Origin of the sequence: Streptococcus sp. HMSC067A03, from assembly GCF_001814295.1 — a bacterium.
Taxonomy (GTDB): Bacteria; Bacillota; Bacilli; order Lactobacillales; family Streptococcaceae; genus Streptococcus; species Streptococcus constellatus.
The window spans coordinates 1-22,821 of sequence record NZ_KV815642.1 but is presented as its reverse complement, the minus strand read 5'-3'; the positions used below and the strand labels follow the sequence as shown (position 1 = coordinate 22,821).

The following is a 22,821-nucleotide window of genomic DNA, read 5'->3' as shown; positions in this document are numbered from 1 at the left end:
TTTTAATTCCAGCTTCATTTTTATAAGTTAGCGAATATCTTGATTTCGTCAGCTGTCATAGAAGAGTCACAACGGACAGTCACATGACCATTCTCTGTGTGTAAAAATCCTGGCACAGTTGGGATTCCATATTCGGAACGGAAAGCTTGGAGTTCTTCCAGTTCACTAGGTTCCTCACTATTGATAAAGAAAATGTGTGCTTGGGTTTCAGCGACAACACTAGCTAGCGTAGTGGCAAATTTACGACAGTAAGGACATGTTTTTCGACCAATGAAAAATGTAGCTGTTTCCTTGTTTGCAATAGCTTTTCGAGCACGATTAACAGTAGTCATTTCTAAAACTTTGATATCTTGTGCAAATTTTTTCATAAAATAACCTCATTTCTTTTGCTCATTCCAGTATGCCATAAATATAAAAATAATGCAGAGATTTGAAATGAAAAGTAAAATATTGAAAGATGAATGAGACAAAGCAACAGCCTACTAGACTGTTGGAAGTTGTAAATAGAGAAAAGATTATTTTCTTTGGAATTATATACCTGTTTACACAATCACAAAGTTTAGTTGTAAAATTTACAAAAATCTTATTTTAAAATACTCCATATTGTGATTGGTGTAAACTACTATATAGTTCCCTTATTTTTTATTAGTCATTCTTTTTAAGTTTGAAAAGCAAATGGCATTTGTGGCTTGCAAAGCAGATTCAAAGCACTGTTCTTTATTATAAAAGCAGTCGAGTCTGAGACATGATCGTCCCAGACTCGAAATTTGAAGATTATAGAAGTGAGATTCCGAAACCAAAGGCTTCAGTTTTTCTGCTTATTGTACAAAGTCGTTGATTTCTGCTTCAATTGTATCAATTTTTGCTTGAGCGTCTTGGCTGGAATTCCCAACAACGGCAATATAGAATTTGATTTTTGGTTCTGTTCCTGAAGGACGTACAGCAATCCATGAACCATCAGTAAGCGTATATTTTAATACATCACTAGGGGGTGTTGTAAGGGCAGTGACTGTTCCATCAGTAGTAGTGGCAGTCTGAGCTTTGAAATCTTCTGTGACGGCAACAGCAGTAGCGTTGAATTCTTTTGGTGCATTGTCACGGAACTTGCTCATAATAGCTTTGATTTGTTCCGCGCCATCAACACCAGATAGAGTAACTGAAATAGTCTTTTCAGCATAATAACCATATTCTTTGTAGATTTCTTCGATTCCGTCTGCAAGAGTCAAGCCACGAGAGCGGTAGTAGGCAGCTAATTCTGCAATAACTAATACAGCTTGGATAGCATCTTTGTCGCGCACAAATGGTTTAATCAAGTAACCAAAGCTTTCTTCAAAGCCCATCATGTAAGTGTGATTGTGTCTTTCTTCAAATTCTTGAATCTTTTCGGCGATAAATTTGAAACCAGTTAAGACATTGAACATAGTTGCGCCGTAGCTTTCAGCAATCTTGGTCACAAGATCGGTAGACACAATGGATTTGCAAAGTGCTGCATTTTCAGGAAGTGTTCCAGCAATCTTGTGCGCTTCCAGGATATACTTAGCCATAATTGCACCGATTTGATTTCCTGAAAGATTGCGGTAACTACAGTCTTTTTGGAGAACTTCAACCCCTACACGGTCAGCATCTGGGTCTGTTGCGACAAGGACATCCGCACCAACTTTACGTCCCAATTCTTCAGCAAGAGCGAAAGCAGCTTGGTTTTCTGGATTTGGTGATTTGACAGTGGAGAAGTCTGGATCTGGCACGCATTGAGCTTCAACAACCTGAACAGAATCAAAACCAGCTTGGGCAAATGCTCGACGCGCTAACATTTCACCTGTACCGTGAAGCGGAGTGTAGACGATTTTCATGTCTTTTCCATATTCATCAATCAATTGTTGATTGATATTCACGTCTTTTACTTCTTTAAGGTATTCAGTATCAACGTTTTCACCGATGATTTCAATCAATCCAGATGCTTTTTCGGCTTCAACATCAGCAACTTCAATGGCAAATGGATTTTCGATTGCACGAATATAATCTGTCAAGGCATCAGCATCATGCGGTGGCATTTGCCCCCCATCTTCACCATAAACTTTATAACCATTAAATGGAGCAGGATTGTGGCTAGCAGTAATCATAATTCCAGCAAAAGTTCCTAAATGGCGAACCGCAAATGACAGTTCTGGTGTTGGACGGAGACTTTCAAATACATAAGATTTAATGCCATGTTTTGCTAAAACAGCAGCAGATTCAAAGGCGAATTCTGGAGAGAAGTGACGAGAGTCATAAGCGATAGCGACACCGCGTTTTTTGAAATCTTCACCTTTTTCATCAATCAAACGTGCTAAACCTTCAGTTGCCTGACGAACGACATAAATATTGATACGATTCGTACCAGCGCCTATCAGACCACGCATACCAGCAGTACCAAATTCAAGATTGGTATAAAAAGCATCTTCTTTTGTCTTTTCGTCCATTGAATCCAATTCTTTACGAAGGTAGTCTGGAAGTTCTGCAAAATCAAGCCATTTTTTGAAATTTTCTTGGTAAGTCATTACGAAATCTCCTTTTTAAAATAGGGAAGCTTATGAAAAATCAGTGAAAACAGGAAATGTCGTTGCCTATTTAATAAAGGAAGGAGCACATCCATTTTTCTCAATTTTTCAGCTTTCTGCATTATTTAACCGTTTTCATTATAGCATTTTTTCATAAAAAAATCACGTTTTCACGTGACTATTTTCTAACTTTTTCAAGTGCTGGGATAATGGTAACCGTCAAAACCGCAGAAATAATCATTTCAGCAATAGAATTGGTTGAAATGACAGAGGCAAGCAGCAACTGAATGTTTCCGTTATACACTTTGGAGAATAGTAGGAAAATCCCTCCTAAAACAAATATGGTATTTGTCAATGAACCAACTGTTCCTGCTAATATAAGTCCAGTCTTATTTTTAAAATATTTATAAACAAAATAAGGTGTGACTCCGATTAAAATTCGCGGAACGAGAGCAATGATAAGCGAATAAATATTCCCATTAGGAACAAATGGACTAAATAGATGACTTGTTGGCAAGAGGACAATTGTATTTGTAACTAGACTAATAATTCCCATTAAAGCACCTAAAAGTGCACCAACTTTTGGTCCATAAAGGATACTAGCAATAATAACAGGAATATGAACAATCGTTGGTTTAATCGGGACGGGAAATAGGTTGAATATCACCGAACTCAATAGATGAATGACGAGCATAATAGCAAAAAAGATAGCAATTTGAGCAATATTAGATTGTTTTTTCATAAATCATTTCCTTTACTTTTTTTATAATCGTTTCTACAGAAGCAAGGGCGCCGATTCCGTGGTCACCACAAGCTAGGACAGTTTCTTTAGGCTGAATAATTTGCCAGCCGTATTTTTCTAGTTTAGATAGATTTTCTTGTGTGATTGGATTTTCATACATTTTTTTATTCATAGCAGGAGATAGCACTTTTTTGACTGTTATAGGCAAAGCGAGAGCAGTGCTTGTTATCATATTGTCTGCAAAGCCACTGGCTAATTTAGCGATGGTATTGGCAGAAGCGGGTGCCACTAAGAAGAGATCTGTTTGCTTAGCGATTTCAATGTGATTGACCTTGTTTGGCGCAGGCTCTTTCATGACATCTGAGTGAACTAGATTTTTTGACAAAACTTGCAAAGTCAAAGGTGTAATAAATTCAGTTGCAGCTTGTGTCATCAGTACCGTAACTGCAAAGTCTTCTTTAGTCAATTGACTAGTCAAGTCAGCAGCTTTATAGGCGGCAATACTTCCCGTGACAGCTAATGTGATATGTTTCATAGATTGTCCTTTGCATGAATATGTGTAAGCAATAGTTGAGCAATTTCTTCTTTAGTGGTTGCTTCTATTACAGAATCTTGTTTAACTAAGTAAGCATGATGTTGATGATTGGAAATATGATCCAAGTCATTTGCCACAATTATTTCAGCTTGATTTTTTACAAGGCTGGCACGAGCAACTGCCAATAATTTTTCCTTAGAAACTTCAACCAAGAGTTTAAAACCGATTAGACGGATATTGGGATTCCATTTTTTTACTTGGCTGATAATTTTCGGCGTTTGTTTGAGGAAGAGAACTTGATAATCATCTTGTGATGAAATCTTCCCTTGGACGTTTGTTTTGTTCAAAAACTCTGTTAAATCCTGCGAAGCAGTGATTTGGTCAAATCCTGCCATATAAATAGGAGTATAGTCAGAAACGGCCATTGAATGAATTAAAACATCATGAGTTTTGACCAAAGGCTGCATTGTTTCCAGCAAATCTTGTACATTTTTAATAATTTGAATGGTTAAGTTCGGATGAGAAGCGGGTTTGATAGCACTCTGTGTAGTGACTAAGGTGACCTTATCGCCTCGTGCCAAAAAACTTTCCGCAATAAGTGCACCGAGTTTTCCTGTCGAGTGATTTGTAATAGAACGAACTTGATCAATTTTCTCGCTCGTTCCGCCAGAAGTAATCAATAGTTTCATAATTAAATTTTACACAAAAAAAGTTAATTCGTAAATAAAAAAGACTTTTCCGAACGTTTTTGAGAAGTTTAGCTTTAAAAGAATTTGTTTTCTTTATTTTTTGGTATAATAATCTTATAAAAACTGGAGGATTCCTAATGAAAACGGATATAGAAATTGCTCAGAGTGTTGACTTGCAGCCCATTGCTGATGTGGTGGAAAAAGTTGGAATTGATTATGATGATTTAGAACTTTATGGCAAACACAAAGCTAAATTGTCTTTTGATAAGATTCAGAAATTGCAAAAGAGTCCAGTTGGTAAGTTGATTTTGGTAACAGCGATTAATCCGACATCTGCCGGAGAAGGGAAATCGACAATTACCATTGGTTTAGCAGATGCTCTTAACAAAATCGGAAAGAAAACCATGATTGCGATTCGAGAACCGTCTCTTGGGCCAGTTATGGGAATTAAAGGCGGAGCTGCTGGAGGGGGTTATGCACAGGTTCTACCAATGGAGGACATCAACCTGCATTTTACAGGAGATATGCATGCGATTACTACCGCTAACAATGCTCTTTCTGCTCTGATTGACAATCATCTTCATCAAGGAAATGATTTAGGAATTGACCAACGGCGTATCATTTGGAAGCGCGTGGTAGATTTGAACGACCGTGCTTTGCGGCACGTTACTGTCGGTCTGGGGAGCCCAGTTAATGGAATTCCACGGGAAGATGGTTTTGATATTACGGTTGCATCTGAAATAATGGCTATTCTCTGCTTATCGACAAGTATTGAAGACTTGAAAGAACGTTTAGCTAGTATCGTTATTGGTTATCGTCATGATCGGACGCCGGTTTATGTTCGAGATTTGGAAGTAGAGGGAGCTCTTGCTCTTATTTTGAAAGATGCTATAAAGCCGAATCTAGTACAGACTATTTATGGAACTCCTGCATTTGTTCACGGCGGACCGTTTGCCAATATCGCCCATGGCTGTAATTCTGTTCTGGCGACAACAACAGCTCTGCATTTGGCGGACTACACAGTGACTGAAGCTGGTTTTGGCGCGGATCTAGGGGCTGAGAAATTCCTAGATATCAAGACACCAAACTTACCAACTTCACCGGATGCTGTCGTTATCGTAGCAACACTCCGTGCCCTTAAGATGAACGGAGGTGTAGCCAAGGATGCCTTGACCGAAGAAAATGTAGAAGCAGTGCGGGCTGGATTTGCCAACCTCAAACGTCATGTGGAAAATATCCGTAAATTTGGCATTCCAGCTGTTGTAGCAATCAATGAGTTTGTTTCTGATACAGAAGCTGAAATTGCTGAGCTGAAAGTACTTTGTGCTCAAATTGATGTACCTGTGGAATTAGCTAGTGTCTGGGCAGATGGTGCTGACGGTGGATTGGCTCTTGCGGAAGTTGTGGTCAAAACGATTGAAACGAAACCCGCCAAATACACTCGACTCTATGATAATAATCTGACAGTTGAAGAAAAAATCGAAACAATTGTTAAAGAAATTTATCGCGGAACAAAAGTTAATTTTGAAAAGAAAGCAAAAGCTCAAATTTCTCAAATTGTCAAGAACGGCTGGGATAAGCTGCCAATTTGTATGGCCAAGACCCAGTACAGTTTTTCAGATAATCCAAATCTTCTGGGAGCGCCAGAAAACTTTGAAATCACTATCCGCGAAGTAGTTCCAAAATTGGGTGCAGGTTTTATTGTCGCCCTAACTGGTGATGTTATGACGATGCCCGGATTGCCAAAACGACCTGCAGCACTCAACATGGACGTAGCAGCAGATGGTACAGCGATTGGACTGTTTTAAATAACAAGGTTCGCAAGAGCCTTTTATTTTTGAATTTGGTAAACTATGTATAGTTGTATAGGCTTAAATAAAAAGGTTGGAAGGAAAGATTCGTTAGGCTGAACATTAGATTAGCTCATAAATCTGATGTTGCATCCCTTGTAGCGCTCTACGCTCCTTATGTAGAAAATACTGCTATTACATTTGAATGCCAGATTCCCAGCGCCGAAGAATTTACCGATCATATTGAAAAGACTTTGAAAAAATATCCTTATCTAGTGGCAGAGGAAAATGGGGAAATTTTCGGTTATGCATATGTTTCGACTTATGATAATCTAGAGGCCTACAATTGGGCAGCTGAATTGTCAGTTTATGTAGCTAGTGAGAGTCGTTCGTGATCGTAGGGGAGGTAGCTCTCTCTATGATGAATTGGAACTGCTTATTGAACAGCAAGGCATTGTCCATTTTCTAGCTTGTATTGCCCTGCTGAATGATGCCAGTATTTCTTTACATAAAAAACGTGGTTACCAGCAAGTGGATCATTTTCCCAAAATTGGTTACAAATTTGGTCAATGGCACGATAACAACGTGGTTGCAGAAGAGTTTGGGTAAACCAGCAGAACCGATTAAATTATTTAAAGATATGGGGCTTGAAAATGAATAGTGATATGAAAGCAGAAGATATTTTTCAAGATTTAAAAGAAGTAGCTAACAGTGATGATGCGATTCACATGAAGGTGTATATGAAAAATCAGTTTGAATTTTTAGGAGTAAAGACACCTATTAGGCGGCAAATTTCTAAAATATTTTTTAAGAAAAGTCACAAGTCTACGATAGATTGGAAATTTATCAATCAGGCTTGGGAAAATCCCTATCGTGAAATGCAATATGTGGTGCTGGATTATTTACAACTAAAACAAACATCTTTAGCCTCAAACGATTTAACAAAGGTAAAGAAATTGGCACAAATAAAGCCTTGGTGGGACACGATTGACTTTTTGAGCCGTTCGGTAGGTTATATTTGTTTACATTATCCTGAGACAAAGAAAATAGTATTGGATTGGAGTACGGATGAGGACATTTGGTTGCGCCGATTGGCTATCGAACACCAATTACTTCAAAAAGAGCAAACGGATGTTCTGCTGCTGGAGCAAATCCTGATTAATAATCTTAATCAGACCGAGTTTTTCATCAATAAGGCCATTGGCTGGGCGCTACGTGATTATTCAAAGACTAACCCTGATTGGGTGCGGGATTTTATCCAAACGCATAAAGAAGGTCTGACATCTCTCAGTATCAGGGAAGGAAGTAAGTACTTGTAAAGGTATATAAAGTTTCGATTTATTGATGAATGCTTTTGATAATAGTAAAACGCCCTAAATTATGTTTAGAGCGTTGCGTAATGTTAAATATTCTTTTGTTCTAAATGATGGATACGATTATATCTAGTATAATGGACGATAATAATGGTTAAAATAGCAGTGACTGTCCAGATAGCATATTGATGAATGAAGCGTGTGAGAACTCCAGTGAAAATAGCTCCTCCGATAAAACTGGCAACAATCATAGAGTAATTAACAGCCTGTCTTTGAATAATATGTCTACGCTCTTTAAAACGAATATACTCGTACCAAGCAGTGACCATTTTCCGATAATTTCCTGAGGTCATCATAATCATGTAGGGGTGAGACTCGACTTTTGAGCCTGTATAAGTTAACATGACCATTCCTGTAGAGGTTGCAAATAATATCACCCAGATAAAATAATGAGAGTGAAAGAACGGAAAGAGGAAAGTGATGAGAGTTAACGGTAAGATTCCCCAAGTACGCCAATGTGAACTTTGAGCCTGTTCTTTAAGTAGAATACCAAGGATAAAACCAAAAGTAAAGAAGACAAGTGAAAGAATGCGATAAGCCGTCTTTACGGTTGGACCATCCCAGTCGGCTACAATTAAAAGAATATTCCCTGTTTGGGTTGCGATTAGCGTACTAAATTGCATATGCGAGAAAACATCAAGGCAGCCACCTACAGCACCAAGTAAGAGAGCCATTATTCTCGTGTCCTGAGGCATAAGGACAGGCTGTTTTGTTGTATCCATAACTTTTTATCCTTCTAAAATTATTTTACTCTTTTAAAATGTTAATTTCAAACGTGGAAGGAGTTGAGAATGTAATAGTTTTTCTTGACATAATTTGATAAGTATAGTAAGATTGGTTCATGCGATGAGTCGATAGGTGGCGCAAGCCACATATTGAGCATGGGAGGTCATATACGCAGGAGCGGACCTTGATGAGTTGTGTGAACCTGCTCATCACACATAAGTGCCCTTAATCCCTACTTTTTTAGTAGGGATTTTTTGTAAGTCTTTTCAATTCTTTAGAAAAGTAGTATAATACAAGCAATACACAAATTTTTTGAAAATTCAGAGAGGTATGTGATGGGATACACAGTTGCTGTGGTGGGAGCTACAGGTGCCGTTGGAGCTCAAATGATTAAAATGTTGGAAGAATCAAGTCTTCCAATTGAAAAAGTACGCTATTTGGCTTCAGTACGTTCAGCGGGGAAGAAACTATCCTTTAAAGATCAAGAAGTGGTGATTGAAGAAACAACCGAGGAAGCTTTTTCTGGTGTTGATATTGCTCTCTTTTCAGCAGGTGGTTCAATCTCTGCTAAATACGCTCCTTATGCAGTAAGAGCAGGTGCAGTTGTAGTAGATAACACCTCTTATTTTCGGCAAAATCCTGATGTTCCATTAGTAGTTCCAGAAGTGAATGCGCATGCACTTAATAATCATAAGGGAATTATTGCTTGTCCAAATTGTTCAACAATCCAAATGATGATTGCGCTTGAGCCAGTTCGCCAGAAATGGGGGGTGGAGCGCATTATCGTATCTACCTATCAGGCTGTGTCTGGAGCTGGTATGGGAGCTATTCTAGAAACGCAACGGGAACTACGTGAAGTTTTAAACGATGGTATAATGCCAAAAGATTTGAAAGCAGAAATTCTTCCGGCAGGTGCTGACAAAAAGCACTATCCGATTGCCTTTAACGCTCTTCCTCAAATTGATGTCTTTACGGACAATGACTACACCTACGAAGAGATGAAGATGACCAATGAAACCAAAAAAATCATGGAAGATCCAACAATTGCAGTTTCTGCAACTTGTGTACGTATTCCAGTTCTTTCAGCGCACTCAGAGTCTGTCTATATCGAGACAAAAGAAGTAGCGCCTATCGCAGAAGTCAAGGCAGCTATCGCAGACTTCCCAGGAGCAGTATTAGAGGACGATGTTAGCCGTCAAATTTACCCTCAGGCTGTCAATGCTGTCGGAAAACGCGAGACATTCGTTGGACGGATTCGCAAAGATCTGGATACTGAAAAAGGTATCCATATGTGGGTGGTTTCAGACAACCTGCTTAAAGGTGCTGCTTGGAACTCTGTTCAAATTGCTGAAACCCTGCATGAGCGTGGCTTAGTGCGTCCGACAGCAGAAGTTGTTTTTAAGATGAAATGAAGTATGAGATAGCATTTATATCATTGTATTTTGCAAGCTAGTTGGATGAGGACAAACTAAAAAGGCTGCTCAGATTCAACGTCAGTTATTACCCAAAATAGAAGCTCTCTTTTCCGTAACAAACCTAGCGTCACTTAAAACTGTGCTAAATTATCAGGGCTTTGCAGTCGGCTCACTCCGCCTCCCACTGGTTGCTTGTACAGAGCAAGAAAAAGCCGTTATTCTTTCATTTTTTGAAGATTGAAGGAAGCATTTTAGGCTTGTAAAATGTTGGGAACATTTACGATGAACTAGTGAATTTTTTATTACGGAGGACTTTAGCATTTAAATCTGCAAGAAGAAATGTTTGAAAAGACAAGGCTAGGCTGAATGGAAACACTGATATTACAAGATTGTCATATTTTTTGTTATGACAAGATAAGGGTGGGATATTTAGTACAATAAAAATGGATAAATTGAAAGTTGATGAGAAGTTGGAACATATGAAGAAAAGAAAATTAAGAATCAGTTCCATTGAAATTATAGCGATTTTAGGATTGTTAATTTGGCTACTCACAATATTTTTAAGAAAATATTATTCAATTAATTCAGTTGTTCCTATATGTTATGTGAAGGAGCATGGATTGCAACAGCTATGCTAAAACAACCTTTTAGTCCAACATTCAGTGCAAATAAAGTCTCAACTATTGAATTTTCTAAAAAGACACTTATGTATATATGTATAGTGGTTGTACTGAGGTCTTTTATTAATGAGTTATTACCATTGATTAATACTAGTGTAGTATTTGACGTATACGATGTGCCTGCTACTGTACTAGCGGAAATCATAGCTTTTAGCATACTTGTCATTCTAAAAGAAAAGACTTTAATAGATTACCGTTGATTTTGGGAAGATTAAAAAACCAGTGTCGAACTGAACAAGGAATAAAAACACATTAGACGGTAGAATGAAACATTCTATCGTCTTTTCGTATTAGTTCTTACCATTTTCTCTTTTTCCGACAATTTAATAAATCTACGAATCAAAAAGGATAGCTTTTCACTCCAATTATAAAAAATGATCAAAAAGTCTTGTAATTTTTTCTTATGTTACCATTGTTAATAGTTAGAAAAAATTGTCAATTAGTGCAGTAAAAGCTTAGCCTTTGATGTTTTTAGACAATAGTTTCATTTTTTAATAGCTTTTTTGATTTACAATAAAACATGTGAAATTTCTTTCTTCCACGCAAACCTATAAATTCCGTACAAATTTGATGGGGGATAAATTTTCCTATCGTTTATACTATAGGCAAGGAGGTAGGAAGATGAATTTATACTTTGGTGATATTCCGATTTGTTATTCTCATTCGACGGCTATGGCCTTACAGGCTGCGGGCTATGATTTTCGCTCGGACTATCTAGAAGCGATCATGGTCATGGGTAATGGATCTACCCTTGTGAAAAAAGATGACAGACATCCTTTGGTTTTCTTTGATAATGGCATGCCAGATGAGTCCATTAGTCATTGTTTACAAATTCTTGGATTTGACTATGAGGAGTTTTTCTGTGATTCTTCAGAGCCAGTCAATGTGATAGAACTAAAAGAAAAACTCAAGACATATCTAGACCATGGCTCTGTTATTGTAGGTCCTTTGGATATGGGATATCTGACTTATAATCTCAATTATAACCATCTACAAGGTGTGGATCATTTTGTTTCAGTTTATGACATGGATGAGGATTGGATTTATTTCCATGATCCGGCAGGCTATCCTTGTGTGAAAATGGATTTTCGTGATTTTTGTAAAGCGTGGAAAGCAGAAGCGATTGACTATAAAAGAGGAGCTTATTCCATGTGGGGAAATTTGTAAAGAAATAAGCTTCCAACAAGTCAGGAGATTTATCACAGTGTCTCTGTTATCATGAAACAACGATATGAAAATGGTGAGGTTGGTATAATTGAGGACTATGCTAAAACTATTCGAGCAAACGGCTTAAATGCGGAACAAAAACAACTTCATCAATTTTTTTCATTTCGTTTGGCAGCAGTTAGAAGTCTTTACTTGAGTCAATTTTTGAAAGATTATGATCCTGTCAGAGCAGACTTGAAGGAAAAAATTGCTATGCTTTTTAGCCAAGCCTATCTGGACAGCAGGCAGGAAGCCTATAATTTTTTAGCAGATACCCTGATGGAGATTGCCCAATTGGATGGACAGTTTAGGGATTTGTGCCTTCAATGTATCAAGGGATAAAACTCTGAAAGATTATTGTACTAAAGGTAAAGAAGTTAGAGATTTTGGTATCTTTACATAGGATAAAAAAATGAATAGAGGTAAAATATGCAGATAATTCAATTTTTTAATGAAACAATTAACTACATTGAAAGTGTGCTGGATAGCGAAATAGATGAAGATAAAATTACCCATTTATCCACTTATTCTTATCCTATGTTTAGCAGACTCTTTTCTATATTAACAGATACAACATTGTCAGAGTATATTAGAAGTCGAAGGTTGACAGAAGCGGCTGTTTTACTGAGAGATACCAATATTAAAGTTATTGATATAGCGATGAAGTATGGATATGAATCATCTGATTCATTTGGGACTGCATTCAAAAAATTTCATGGATTTACACCTTCAGAGGTAAGAAATGGAAAACCATTCAAAATAGTTTCACGAGTGCAGCTAGCACTAAGTGTAAGAGGAGGAAGAAGTATGAACATCACAATTCAAAAGAAAAATTCATTTACAGTTGCAGGTAGGAATGAACAAAATATCAATTCATCATTATGTCCGAGTGTTTGGAATAAACTATATGGAGAATATCGTCATGATGAATTAGCAAGATTGGGAGAAGGTCAAAGTGTCGGTGTTTGTTACAATGTAGAACAACCAAGTACTATTAATTACATAGCAGGGTACATAGTTACAGATGTAGATAAAGCAAAAAGTATGGGTTTAGATGTTTTGAAAGTTGAAGAAGCAGAATATGCCATTGTAGAGTTAACAGGAAGTGTTCCGGAATGTATTCATAATGGTTGGAAATATGCAATGGAAGTATTTTTCCCAGAACATGGTTATGTCCATTCAGGAAAACCTGACTTTGAATATTATTATGAAGGGGATATGGATAGTAAAGACTACAAAATGGAACTTTGGATTCCAATTGTAAAAGCATAATAAACATAAGATAGTTAGAGCAGATCTTTATGGTCTGCTTTTTTTATTTTTCCAATAATTTAATAAATCTGCTAACTAAAAAGAATAGATTTTCGTTCTAGTTATAAAAATTATTAAAAACTCTTGCAATCTTTTTTTTCTTATGTTACAATCATTAATGGTTTGAAAAAACTGCCTAAGACAGTAGGGGAGCTTGACTCATAAAAATCCTACCGAGGACAAAACGGATCATGTAAAAGAAACGTATTGTACTTTCGTGTCTAGGTTTGGGCGCGTTTTTCTTTTGGAAAATCCCCAAGCAAAATAATTACGGAGGTGAAACACTAAATGAGTGAAGCAAGTATTGCAAAAAAAGCGGAACTAGTTGATGTAGTTGCTGAAAAAATGAAAGCAGCTGCAAGTATCGTTGTTGTTGATGCTCGTGGTCTTACAGTTGAACAAGACACAGTTCTTCGTCGTAATCTTCGTGGAAGCGAAGTTGAGTATAAAGTTATCAAAAACTCAATTTTACGTCGTGCAGCTGAAAAAGCTGGACTTGAAGGCCTTGCTGATGCTTTTGTTGGACCATCTGCTGTTGCATTTTCAAATGAAGATGTTGTAGCACCAGCAAAAATCATCAATGATTTTACTAAAGAAGCTGATGCACTTGAAATTAAAGGTGGAGCTATTGAAGGTGCTGTTGCATCTAAAGAAGAAATTGTTGCTCTTGCAACTCTTCCAAACCGCGAAGGACTTCTATCTATGCTACTATCTGTACTTCAAGCGCCAGTTCGCAACGTTGCTCTCGCAGTCAAAGCTGTTGCAGACAACAAAGAAGAAGCGGCTTAATGTTAAGTTGCGCGTAGCCTATGCTACAAACTAATAATAAAATAACGAAAATATATTTGGAGGAAATAACAATGGCATTGAACATTGAAAATATTATTGCTGAAATTAAAGAAGCTTCAATCCTTGAATTGAACGATCTTGTAAAAGCTATCGAAGAAGAATTTGGTGTAACTGCAGCTGCTCCTGTAGCTGTAGCTGCTGCTGGCGCTGGTGAAGCTGCTGCTGCAAAAGATTCATTTGACGTGGAATTGACTGCAGCAGGCGACAAGAAAGTTGGCGTTATCAAAGCTGTTCGTGAAATCACAGGTCTTGGTCTTAAAGAAGCTAAAGAACTTGTTGATGGAGCACCAACTGTTGTTAAAGAAGGTGTTGCAACTGCAGAAGCTGAAGAAATCAAAACGAAATTGGAAGAAGCTGGAGCTTCAGTTACTCTTAAATAAGAAGCACATAGCAATTTGAGAGCGGAATCCCGATTTACCAGTCTTTTAGAGCTCATAGCGATTTGAAGAAACTGATAAATTGATTCGGTTTCCTGCCAAAAATCCTGCCAAAAAAATCTTTGGCAGGATTTTTGTTTTTTGAAGAATGATTTATCTCAAGCGAGAACCATAAAAATAGTTCTCGCTTTTTTTATTTTCAGGAGGAAACGATGCAAAAGAAAGAACAATCATCACGATAAATTGTGATGTGTCATCTCATACTTGTTATGGGAATTAATGTTGATGAAGCAAATCAGCTAGTTGCTGAAATGGAACAGGCAGGTCTGATCTAATTTGAACAATCAGGAAATTTAGGTGTTTTAATGTTGGAGGGATAATTATGAAACGCATTACCGCAAATCAATACCAAACGTCCGAGCGTTATTATAAGCTCCCTAAACTCTTATTTGAGAGTGAGCGCTATAAGGATATGAAGTTGGAAGTTAAGGTGGCCTACGCTGTCTTAAAAGACCGATTGGAATTGTCTCTGAGTAAGGGCTGGATTGATGAGGATGGGGCTATCTATTTGATTTATTCTAACTCTAAATTGATGGCTTTGCTTGGTTGTTCTAAGTCCAAGCTCTTGTCTATAAAGAAGACATTGAGAGAATATGGTCTCATTGATGAAGTTCAACAGTCTTCCAGTGAAAAAGGTCGCCTGGCCAATAAGATTTATTTAGGGGAATTGGAACATGACATGACCCTAGTGTTAAATTCAGCCGGGGGTGGTGTTCAAAAAACACCAGGGGAGTCTCAAAATCATCCGGGGCCAGTCTTAAATTCAGCCCCTAGTGAGACTGAAGAGAGTGAGACTCATATTAGTGAAACTGAAAAGAGTGATTTAATCGCTGAGGACGAGGAGGAGAAAGAGAGGCAAGAAGAACAAGAGAAAGAAGTTTTACATCGCAAAGTGGACAAAGCGATACTTTATGATAAGGATTACATTTGGAACTTGGTCCACAGTCAGCTTAGGAAGGAGAAATTATCCCAAACAAGTGCTGATTTTGCCATGAGACATTTTGAAGAGAGGTATCGCTATGCCTTAGACCATATGCGATTTGCTCAAACATCAAAAATGGTGGCAGAGTATGTCTTTAATGGCATACTCGCAGAATGGAATAAAGAACTTCGCAAACAAGAAATGGGAAAAAGCAGTTAAGGCAAGAAGCAAGAAAATGAAATGGATGCAAGACGGGACTTTACAAAGAAAGTAAGGTCTCTTTTAATTTTAGAAAGCGAGGACGAATGAAGTTTTTAGATTTATTTGCTGGAATTGGTGGCTTTCGATTAGGACTAGAGAGTCAGGGACATGAGTGTCTTGGTTTTTGTGAGATTGATAAGTTTGCTCGGAAATCTTACAAAGCCATATTTGAGACAGAAGGAGAGGTAGAATTTCATGACATTAGACAAATCACAGACCAAGACTTTAGACAATTTAGAGGACAAGTGGACATCATCTGTGGGGGATTCCCTTGTCAGGTATTTTCACTCGCAGGCAGACGATTGGGATTTGAGGATACTCGAGGTACTCTCTTCTTTGAACTTGCTTGAGCGACCCAACAGATCCAACCACGTTTTCTATTTTTGGAAAACGTCAAGGGCTTACTCAGTCACGACAAGGGAGAGACATTTCGAACAATCCTCTCCACGCTGGATGAGCTGGGGTATGATGTCGAATGGCTGGTGCTTAACAGTAAAGATTTCCAAGTGCCGCAAAACCGAGAACGGATCTTTCTTATCGGACATTCTCGAAGATTCCGTTCCCGATTCCTATTTCCTCTCCGAAGAGAAAGCAGCCCAGCTTATCTTGAAAGATTAGGAAATATCAATCCCTTAAAACGTGGGATGAGTGGGCAGGTCTATTTTACAAGTGACCTTGCGCCTACCTTAACCCGAGGCAAGGGAGAAGGGGCTAAGATTGCTGTCCCTGTTTTAACGCCTGACCGTTTGGAAAAACGTCAAAACGGTCGTCGCTTTAAAGACAATCAAGACCCCATGTTTACACTAACAGCTCAAGATAGGCATGGTGTTGTGGTGGCAGGCAATCTCCCAACAGCTTTTGTTCAGACTGGTCGTGTTTATGACATTTCAGGAATTTCTCCCACACTAACCACTATGCAGGGCGGTGATAAGGTTCCAAAGATTTTACTGCGGGAGGCATTACCGCATCTCAAGATTAAAGAAGCCACAAAGACTGGATTTGCTGAAGCGACCCTTGGAGATTCTGTGAATTTGGCTTATCCCAAATCCAATAACCATAGAGGGAGAGTAGGTCAAGGGATTTCAAATACGCTCACTACTTCAGGCAATATGGGAGTAGTTGTAGCCGCTCTTGAATACCGTAAGGACAAATGGTACGAGGTGACAGGAATCGTCCTAGATGGGAAACTCTATCACTTAAGAATTCGGCGTTTAACTCCCAGAGAATGTTTCAGACTTCAAGGATTTCCTGATTGGGCTTATGAGCGAGCAGAAGCTGTATCAAGCAAAAGCCAATTATACAAACAAGCAGGCAATAGCGTAACGGTCAATGTGATTGCGACTATTGCTAAAAGATTTAGAAAGATTGAGGAAGAAGAACATGAAACTCTTACATAAAAAAAGTATTTTAGAATGCTCCGAACGAGATGAAAAGATCCACCAAGCAGAAATGAATCAGTTGATGGATATGCTAGTATTTAGTATGAAACTATTTAAATAATCATCTGTATTTATTAAATATATTGATACAAAGCCATTTTCAAGAAATCGAATTTGGCTTTTTGTTTTTATTACAATTTGAGAAAATCTTGATTCAATACTTTGAAAATTCTAAAATGACATTTAAATATAAAAAAATTGAAGTAGATGATTGACAAAAAAGAAAATCCATTATATATTATACATATACCCCGTTAAGGTATCGAAATTTAAGTGGTTGATTTGCACTAGATATAGCAGTTCACTGTTGTGCTAAGATGTAATTTTTAAGTTATAAAGGAGAACTAATGAATAAAACTGCATTGGAAAAAGTAGAGTCGGTTGTTCAATGGGTAATTGATAAAAAGATAACAGCTTATCGTATCAGTAGAGCAGAAAGAGTTAATGAAGCTTCAATAGTTGCACTTTCGAAAGGGCGATCTAAAATAAGAAATATTACATTTGAGACAGCTCTTGCTCTTATAAACTGTTATGATAAAAATTACGAAAGGTTTGACTCTTAGGATTTATTTAACATACATTTTGAAGGAAAATGTGATCGGGGAGTGATGTATGAAAATATGACAAGAAAATCAATTTGTCAGAAAAAAGAGGTAATTGGAAAAGTTTATGGGAAACTGACTGTAGAAGATGTATATTGCAAAGAAAGAACATCTTGGTGTCGTTGTTCATGTAGTTGTGGAAATAAAAAAGATATTCGCTACTATAATCTTGTTTCTGGAAGAACAAAAAGTTGTGGGTGTTTAGAATACGAAAACAGGCACAAGTGCAAGAATGTAACAGGAAAAAGTTTTGGAGATTTGCTTGTTACAAGAAAAACAGATAATCGGAAGAATGGTTTAGTAGTTTGGGAATGTACTTGTCAAAAATGTGGAGAAATACACCTTAGGACAACAAAAGATTTGCATCACGGCTGGAAGACAACTTGTTCTAAATTTCCTAAAAAGAGAATCGGTCGTAAAACAGATTTATCGGGAAGACGTTTTGGTAGATTAAAGGTTATAAACGACACTTTTAAAAGAGATTATAAAGGTTCTGTTATTTGGAATTGCTTATGTGATTGTGGGAATAAAAAAGAGTATTCAGAAGACTCGTTAGTTCATGGTCATTGTACTAGCTGTGGGTGTAAAAAGCGAGAAATCACTGAGAATATAAGAGACCAACTAACTTTTGTGGATCAGACTTGTATTGAGTGGTTGAAATTTAGAAAAACACGAAAAGACAACACGAGTGGTTTTCGTGGAGTGTTCCAAAAGAACAACGGGAAATATCAAGTTAGAATCGGTTTGCAACGAAAAAGTTACAATGTAGGTTCATTTGATACATTTGAACAGGCTGTGGCGGCTAGATTGGAGGCTGAAAAATTGTTGCATGGTGGTTTTATACAGGAATATGAAAAATGGCAAGAAAAAGCTATTATTGATCCTCAATATGCTGCTGAACATCCATTTCAATTTTATGTAAAACAGATAGAGGGGCGATTTTATGTCTCTTCAAATGTAGTTGAGTAAGGAGTAATCTAATGTACAAAAATTACTATTATGACAGTTCGAAATGATGATGACTATATTTCTGTGATACGAAATAAATTATTATTTTGAATTAATAATATTAGTTATAAATTATATTTAATACCAGTATATTAGAATATATGTAAGAGGAAACAAAAAAGAAGTGAATATAGATGGATCTGGAAGATATATTGAAACAGGTACGAATGCGGGTTCGAAAATGCATACTAAAACAGGAAGCAATGCAGGTTCAGGAATGTGTACTGGAATAAGAACCGATAAAAATTCAGGAACATTAATTCAATAAAGTTAATTGCTAGAAAAGATTTAGGAGCCTCTACTTTAGATTATAGTATTGATAAAGTGTAAGCCTTAATAGGTATTGTTATTATTTACAATAAATCGGTGAAAATAGGACATCGCCTTAATCTTGAAACCCCGACCATTAGTATATTAGTTTAGTACAACTGTTGCATGGACAAGATTTTCAAGAATTGGGTAAAAAAGGTGAATTACTAAAAAAGATAGCCTCCTATTCAGTGAACTGCACCCCAAAAGTTAGATTTTTTCTGTCCAACTTTTGGGGTGCGGTACATCAGAAGCTCTCTTTTTTATATGAATTGGAACTTTTATCTCATACTTGACTTTTAGGACTTATAGTTCTGATGTAGATTCCGAGATAAAAAGATTTTCCTTTTAGAAATTTTTTCTAATTAACGTTATAATCAAACATATAAAACAGAAAAGTGAACAAATTTGGAATCCTTATGAACGGAAGACTAATTTGTTCACTTTTCATATTTAAGACCTGACTTTTCTTCCGGCCTTTTTATTTATCATGTTCTCTTACAAGATATTGAACAGTTTTTTCTATTCTTTTCTTTTGCTTTTGTGGATCATCCAGGGGATTAGCTAAACAATCATAAAAATGTTCCGATATGATTAATTCCATGACGCGGTTAATACTTGAACGTACTGCTGTTAGCTGAACAATAATATCCATACACTCACGTTCTTCTTCTAGCATCTTTTGTATTCCTCTAAGTTGTCCTTCAGAGCGTTTCAAACGCATAATAAGTTTCTCTCGTTCCATATTTTATGTAGTCTCCAGCGTATGTTTTTAATTATTCTATATTAAAATTTTCCAATAGTCAAATATGGGGCTTGCTATAAAACACTTACTATGGTATATTATATATACTATATACCACTATGGGGTATGAAAGAGGTGAAATATAGAAAATTAAAATATTGTTTTTGAGCAGTCCGTGCGTTTATAGAGACATAAGAAAGGAGAATAGAGAATCAGTGTCAATGAAAAAACAGTTATTATTTGGGTATTCTAAATCAAAAACGGATGATTATATTGTCTCTCTTTTAGAGGAGAAAGAAGGAATTCAGAAAAAGTTAAATTATTATATGGATATCAGCGAGTCCTTAAAAGAACAAGTAAAAGTTTACCAATCTAGAGAGGAGGAAATCACGCAGATTTTGGTAGAGGCTCGGAAAAGTGCGGATAAGATTATTCTTGACGCAAAAGAAGAGGCTAATAAATTGATGAGAGGTGTGGAAGATGATGTTCAGCAACGCTTAGAGGTTGCTGAGAAAGATATTCGTTTGCTTTCGGATCTAAAGCAACAAATCTTGGTACAAGAGCAAAGTATGAAGCATTCTGTTGAGAAGTTGTTAAATGATTATTTAAATGCGGTGATGTCAATTGATGTTCGCTTGTTATCAGAGCAGGAAGAGGAAGTATCTGACAAAATAGAAGAAAGTCAAGAAACAATTCAAAAAAATAGAAAGATTATTTCCTTTTCGAAAGAATACAACAACATAGAGAAAGAGAATATTCCGATTTATAATTTTGATTGATGATAAAAGGAGGAAACATGGATCGAATAAATGAGAAATTTCAACAGTTCTTATCTGGGAAAAACTTCGTTTTAAAGAAACAGGAAACAGATCATTCGTGGATCTATCAAGGGAAGTTACAAATAACTGAATTTCACATGGTGGATTTTGCTATTCAGTTAGATAAAGAGGATAAGGAAGCGATTTACCAAATTGTTTTTACAAATATTGCTTATTGTAGGAATCTTGAGGAATATTCTGAGTGGGTAACTTTAATAAATGAGCTGAATGTTGAACAAGCAGGAAGCTATTATTTTTGTATAGATAATGATGGAAAAGTTTTTTTGCGTCACATCGGGATTGTGAAAGATGATTTAGAGCAGTTGTTTAGAATATTAACTTCTGCTGGAGAGGTCATTCGCCAAGCCTCTCAAAAAATAGAACATCAATTTGGCGTGACAGTTATCTTATAGTAGGAAAGGTTTATTTTAAATAATGGAAAAACATCTAGAAAAATTAACAAAAATTACAGTCGCTGCAACAGCAGGTTTTGCCGGTGCAGCTGTAGTAAGCAATATTTCACCTGTGCATGCAGATGAAATGAAGGATCAAGTAGTCGATACAAAGCCACAGCCAAAAGTGGATGATGACATCGTTTTACACTCTGAAGCAGCTTCAGCAACCCCCATAGCTGCACCTGCGTCTGAGACTCCCTCACCAACTACTGTTGCTCAACCCGTAAGGGAAACGGTTAGTGAAAGTACTCCTTCTAATGGAGGAGGAACAACAGCTAATGCTGAATCGCAGGCAGCTTCGACGGTAGCAACTGAAAATAAAACTGCCGAACAAGATAAACAAGCAGCACCTGCTTCTGCAACAAATACTCCTCAAACAGAAGTAAAAGAAAATCCTGTACCAGCATCCGTAAACACTTCAGAAAGTAAAGCACCACAATCTGCTGTAGTTGAAAAAGAAGTTTCTAATAAAGAATTAAAAGACACAGAGATCTCTGTAAAGTCCAGCAACCAAATGACCGATTATCAGAATCGCTCTGTATTCACTTCTGCTGATCCAAAAGTACGAAGCAAAAGGGAGGTTCCAGATCCCTCAAAAGAAGAAATAGACAAAGAGAATCAAAAGCTACGTGAAAAATACGATCAGGACATAGCACGCTATTATGCAGAATTTTCAAAAACGATGTCTGATAATATGGCGAAGCAGGAAGCATATAACAAGGCTTATAGTGAATATCTAGCTCAAAACTGGCCATATGAACAACGTAAAAAAGAGGAACTGAGAAAGGCGGAAGAAAACAAAAATAAAGAAGGCTATCTTAGCGAAGTTAAGGAACAGTATTTACAGTTCAAAAATGAAACCGAGGCTAAGTTGGAGAGTACAGGAGGGACAAATGTTCGGAAGGATATTAAGGGGAATACCTACTTGAGGAATGAGATAGGAAATACTCATACGTTAAAATCGGGGGAGTCAGTAACAGCAACTTACACGAATTTAAAAAATAGTTCCTATGCTGGTAAAAAGATTACAAAAGTTGTTTATACATTAACCTATGTCTCATCGGATAAATCTGACCGTACAGTTGACGTGACTGCTTATCACGATCCTACAAAGGGTTTTTATTCGACGTTAAATAATGTGATGGATAAGATAAAGTTAACTGCTAAATTTTATTACGAAGATGGCAGTCCTGTAACATTTTCTAAACAGAAACCTGCATTATTTTCTTTATCTAGTTTGAATAATAATTCTTCGTCACCAATTGATCCGTCAATCTTTGAAAAAGACAAACAAGAAATTGAACAATACTTTTCGAACAAAGAAGGCTTCGAATATGCTCAAGATTTTTCTGGGGAAATAGTGTCGATTACTGGTTCAACTATAAAAAAATATAATAACAGATATTTTTCTGAAAATAATAATTCTAGGAAGCGTTCAGGCTCTAAGTATGAGGCAGGAGAATATGACTATCCTGGTTCGGGTAAGGAATATTATGCAGCGACAGTTGGTGTAGCAGGTGATGGAGATAGTGTTTCTGCAAGTTTTGGTTCAAGCTCAGAAGCTATTTGGGCAAGTTTCAATTCAGATATCAAAGCTACAGGAGTAGTTGAGAATAACCTTAATCCTCCTTCAAAACCATCACTTTCCCCTCTGCCTAAAGCACCAACTCCACCCGTCTACAAAACATATACAGATACGCGCAAGCAAAATAAAAAGTACGTTCCTCATTCTGACGTGATTGTGACTGAAGTCAATACAGCAGCTAAGCCTGAAGATGGGATTGGTAATAAAGAAGCCTTGCCGAGTGGTACGACCTATAGTTTTGTGGGTAAGGTGCCAGACGTAACCACTCCTGGTATTCAAACCGCGACTGTCCGTGTGACATATCCAGATAAAACAACAACGGATGTCCCTGTTAGGGAGACAAAGGTGATAAAGGTGACGCAGGTAAGTCAGCTTACGACATCTGGA

20 protein-coding genes, 4 pseudogenes and 1 other annotated feature are annotated in these 22,821 nt (G+C 37.1%); of the genes and pseudogenes, 17 read left to right on the top strand and 7 right to left on the bottom strand.

Annotated elements, in window-relative coordinates; genetic code table 11:
• Positions 1–20 precede the first annotated feature (20 nt).
• The 5 genes from HMPREF2963_RS00775 to HMPREF2963_RS00755 form a co-directional block, all read right to left on the bottom strand.
• Positions 21–368, bottom strand: a complete 348-nt coding sequence (locus tag HMPREF2963_RS00775) for a DUF6568 family protein (protein ID WP_003069481.1) — start codon at positions 366–368, stop codon at positions 21–23.
• A 450-nt stretch (positions 369–818) separates the two neighbouring features.
• The gene (locus tag HMPREF2963_RS00770) at positions 819–2,537 is read right to left on the bottom strand and encodes a phospho-sugar mutase (RefSeq protein WP_070668029.1); all 1,719 of its coding nucleotides are present in this window, start codon (positions 2,535–2,537) and stop codon (positions 819–821) included.
• A gap of 178 nt (positions 2,538–2,715) precedes the next feature.
• On the bottom strand, positions 2,716–3,279 hold the full coding sequence (locus HMPREF2963_RS00765) for an ECF transporter S component (protein ID WP_003069475.1): 564 nt from the start codon (positions 3,277–3,279) through the stop codon (positions 2,716–2,718).
• Positions 3,263–3,814, bottom strand: coding sequence for a phosphopantothenoylcysteine decarboxylase (gene coaC, locus HMPREF2963_RS00760; protein WP_070668027.1), 552 nt, complete (start codon positions 3,812–3,814; stop codon positions 3,263–3,265). The genes HMPREF2963_RS00765 and coaC overlap by 17 nt, the downstream gene beginning before the upstream one ends.
• Positions 3,811–4,503, bottom strand: coding sequence for a phosphopantothenate--cysteine ligase (locus tag HMPREF2963_RS00755; protein WP_070668025.1), 693 nt, complete (start codon positions 4,501–4,503; stop codon positions 3,811–3,813). Before HMPREF2963_RS00755 ends, coaC begins: the two co-directional genes overlap by 4 nt.
• A gap of 137 nt (positions 4,504–4,640) precedes the next feature.
• Between HMPREF2963_RS00755 and HMPREF2963_RS00750 the strand changes: the two genes are divergently transcribed.
• From HMPREF2963_RS00750 to HMPREF2963_RS00740, 3 genes and pseudogenes are all read left to right on the top strand, one after another.
• Positions 4,641–6,311 (top strand): formate--tetrahydrofolate ligase, encoded by a 1,671-nt coding sequence (locus HMPREF2963_RS00750; RefSeq protein ID WP_070668023.1) that lies wholly within the window; start codon positions 4,641–4,643, stop codon positions 6,309–6,311.
• 98 nt (positions 6,312–6,409) lie between these two features.
• A pseudogene (locus tag HMPREF2963_RS00745) lies at positions 6,410–6,954 on the top strand (N-acetyltransferase family protein).
• Between the two features lie 4 nt (positions 6,955–6,958).
• Complete coding sequence (locus tag HMPREF2963_RS00740) at positions 6,959–7,612, top strand: DNA alkylation repair protein (protein WP_037591172.1); 654 nt, start codon at positions 6,959–6,961, stop codon at positions 7,610–7,612.
• Between the two features lie 83 nt (positions 7,613–7,695).
• Here HMPREF2963_RS00740 and HMPREF2963_RS00735 read toward each other — a convergent pair whose 3' ends face one another.
• Positions 7,696–8,388, bottom strand: coding sequence for a YoaK family protein (locus HMPREF2963_RS00735; protein WP_003069464.1), 693 nt, complete (start codon positions 8,386–8,388; stop codon positions 7,696–7,698).
• A gap of 339 nt (positions 8,389–8,727) precedes the next feature.
• On the opposite strand from HMPREF2963_RS00735, the gene HMPREF2963_RS00730 reads away from it, so the two are divergent.
• The 11 genes and pseudogenes from HMPREF2963_RS00730 (at position 8,728) to HMPREF2963_RS09335 (ending at position 18,790) form a co-directional block, all read left to right on the top strand.
• Positions 8,728–9,804 (top strand): aspartate-semialdehyde dehydrogenase, encoded by a 1,077-nt coding sequence (locus tag HMPREF2963_RS00730; RefSeq protein ID WP_003069462.1) that lies wholly within the window; start codon positions 8,728–8,730, stop codon positions 9,802–9,804.
• 58 nt (positions 9,805–9,862) lie between these two features.
• Positions 9,863–10,048, top strand: a pseudogene (locus HMPREF2963_RS08925) (dihydrodipicolinate synthase family protein); the annotation flags it as partial.
• 1,060 nt (positions 10,049–11,108) lie between these two features.
• Positions 11,109–12,035 (top strand): annotated as a pseudogene (locus tag HMPREF2963_RS00720) (DNA repair protein RadC).
• Positions 12,036–12,122: 87 nt separating this feature from the next.
• On the top strand, positions 12,123–12,965 hold the full coding sequence (locus tag HMPREF2963_RS00715; protein WP_003029379.1) for an AraC family transcriptional regulator: 843 nt from the start codon (positions 12,123–12,125) through the stop codon (positions 12,963–12,965).
• Positions 12,966–13,121: 156 nt separating this feature from the next.
• Positions 13,122–13,256: a sequence feature (ribosomal protein L10 leader region), on the top strand.
• Positions 13,257–13,292: 36 nt separating this feature from the next.
• On the top strand, positions 13,293–13,793 hold the full coding sequence (rplJ, locus tag HMPREF2963_RS00710) for a 50S ribosomal protein L10 (RefSeq protein ID WP_003029380.1): 501 nt from the start codon (positions 13,293–13,295) through the stop codon (positions 13,791–13,793).
• 71 nt (positions 13,794–13,864) lie between these two features.
• Positions 13,865–14,233 (top strand): 50S ribosomal protein L7/L12, encoded by a 369-nt coding sequence (gene rplL, locus HMPREF2963_RS00705; protein ID WP_003024225.1) that lies wholly within the window; start codon positions 13,865–13,867, stop codon positions 14,231–14,233.
• 379 nt (positions 14,234–14,612) lie between these two features.
• Positions 14,613–15,431: a replication initiator protein A gene (locus HMPREF2963_RS00700; protein WP_070668019.1), complete on the top strand. Its 819-nt coding sequence runs from the start codon at positions 14,613–14,615 to the stop codon at positions 15,429–15,431.
• An 86-nt stretch (positions 15,432–15,517) separates the two neighbouring features.
• A pseudogene (gene dcm, locus HMPREF2963_RS00695) lies at positions 15,518–16,870 on the top strand (DNA (cytosine-5-)-methyltransferase).
• Between the two features lie 389 nt (positions 16,871–17,259).
• Positions 17,260–17,475 (top strand): hypothetical protein, encoded by a 216-nt coding sequence (locus HMPREF2963_RS00690; protein WP_070668017.1) that lies wholly within the window; start codon positions 17,260–17,262, stop codon positions 17,473–17,475.
• 45 nt (positions 17,476–17,520) lie between these two features.
• Positions 17,521–18,483 (top strand): AP2/ERF family transcription factor, encoded by a 963-nt coding sequence (locus HMPREF2963_RS08920; RefSeq protein ID WP_083312513.1) that lies wholly within the window; start codon positions 17,521–17,523, stop codon positions 18,481–18,483.
• A 163-nt stretch (positions 18,484–18,646) separates the two neighbouring features.
• Positions 18,647–18,790, top strand: a complete 144-nt coding sequence (locus tag HMPREF2963_RS09335; protein WP_186821949.1) for a hypothetical protein — start codon at positions 18,647–18,649, stop codon at positions 18,788–18,790.
• A 522-nt stretch (positions 18,791–19,312) separates the two neighbouring features.
• On the opposite strand, the gene HMPREF2963_RS00680 is transcribed toward HMPREF2963_RS09335, so the two are convergent.
• Positions 19,313–19,576 carry a metal-sensing transcriptional repressor gene (locus HMPREF2963_RS00680; protein WP_003036716.1) on the bottom strand — a complete coding sequence of 88 codons (264 nt, stop codon included), beginning with the start codon at positions 19,574–19,576 and terminating at the stop codon, positions 19,313–19,315.
• Between the two features lie 221 nt (positions 19,577–19,797).
• Between HMPREF2963_RS00680 and HMPREF2963_RS00675 the strand changes: the two genes are divergently transcribed.
• The 3 genes from HMPREF2963_RS00675 to HMPREF2963_RS00665 all read left to right on the top strand — a co-directional run.
• The gene (locus tag HMPREF2963_RS00675) at positions 19,798–20,355 is read left to right on the top strand and encodes a DivIVA domain-containing protein (protein ID WP_070668015.1); all 558 of its coding nucleotides are present in this window, start codon (positions 19,798–19,800) and stop codon (positions 20,353–20,355) included.
• 17 nt (positions 20,356–20,372) lie between these two features.
• On the top strand, positions 20,373–20,807 hold the full coding sequence (locus HMPREF2963_RS00670; protein WP_070668013.1) for a hypothetical protein: 435 nt from the start codon (positions 20,373–20,375) through the stop codon (positions 20,805–20,807).
• 22 nt (positions 20,808–20,829) lie between these two features.
• Positions 20,830–22,821 (top strand): GbpC/Spa domain-containing protein (locus tag HMPREF2963_RS00665; RefSeq protein WP_148132043.1); only part of this gene is annotated, 1,992 nt, incomplete at its 3' end.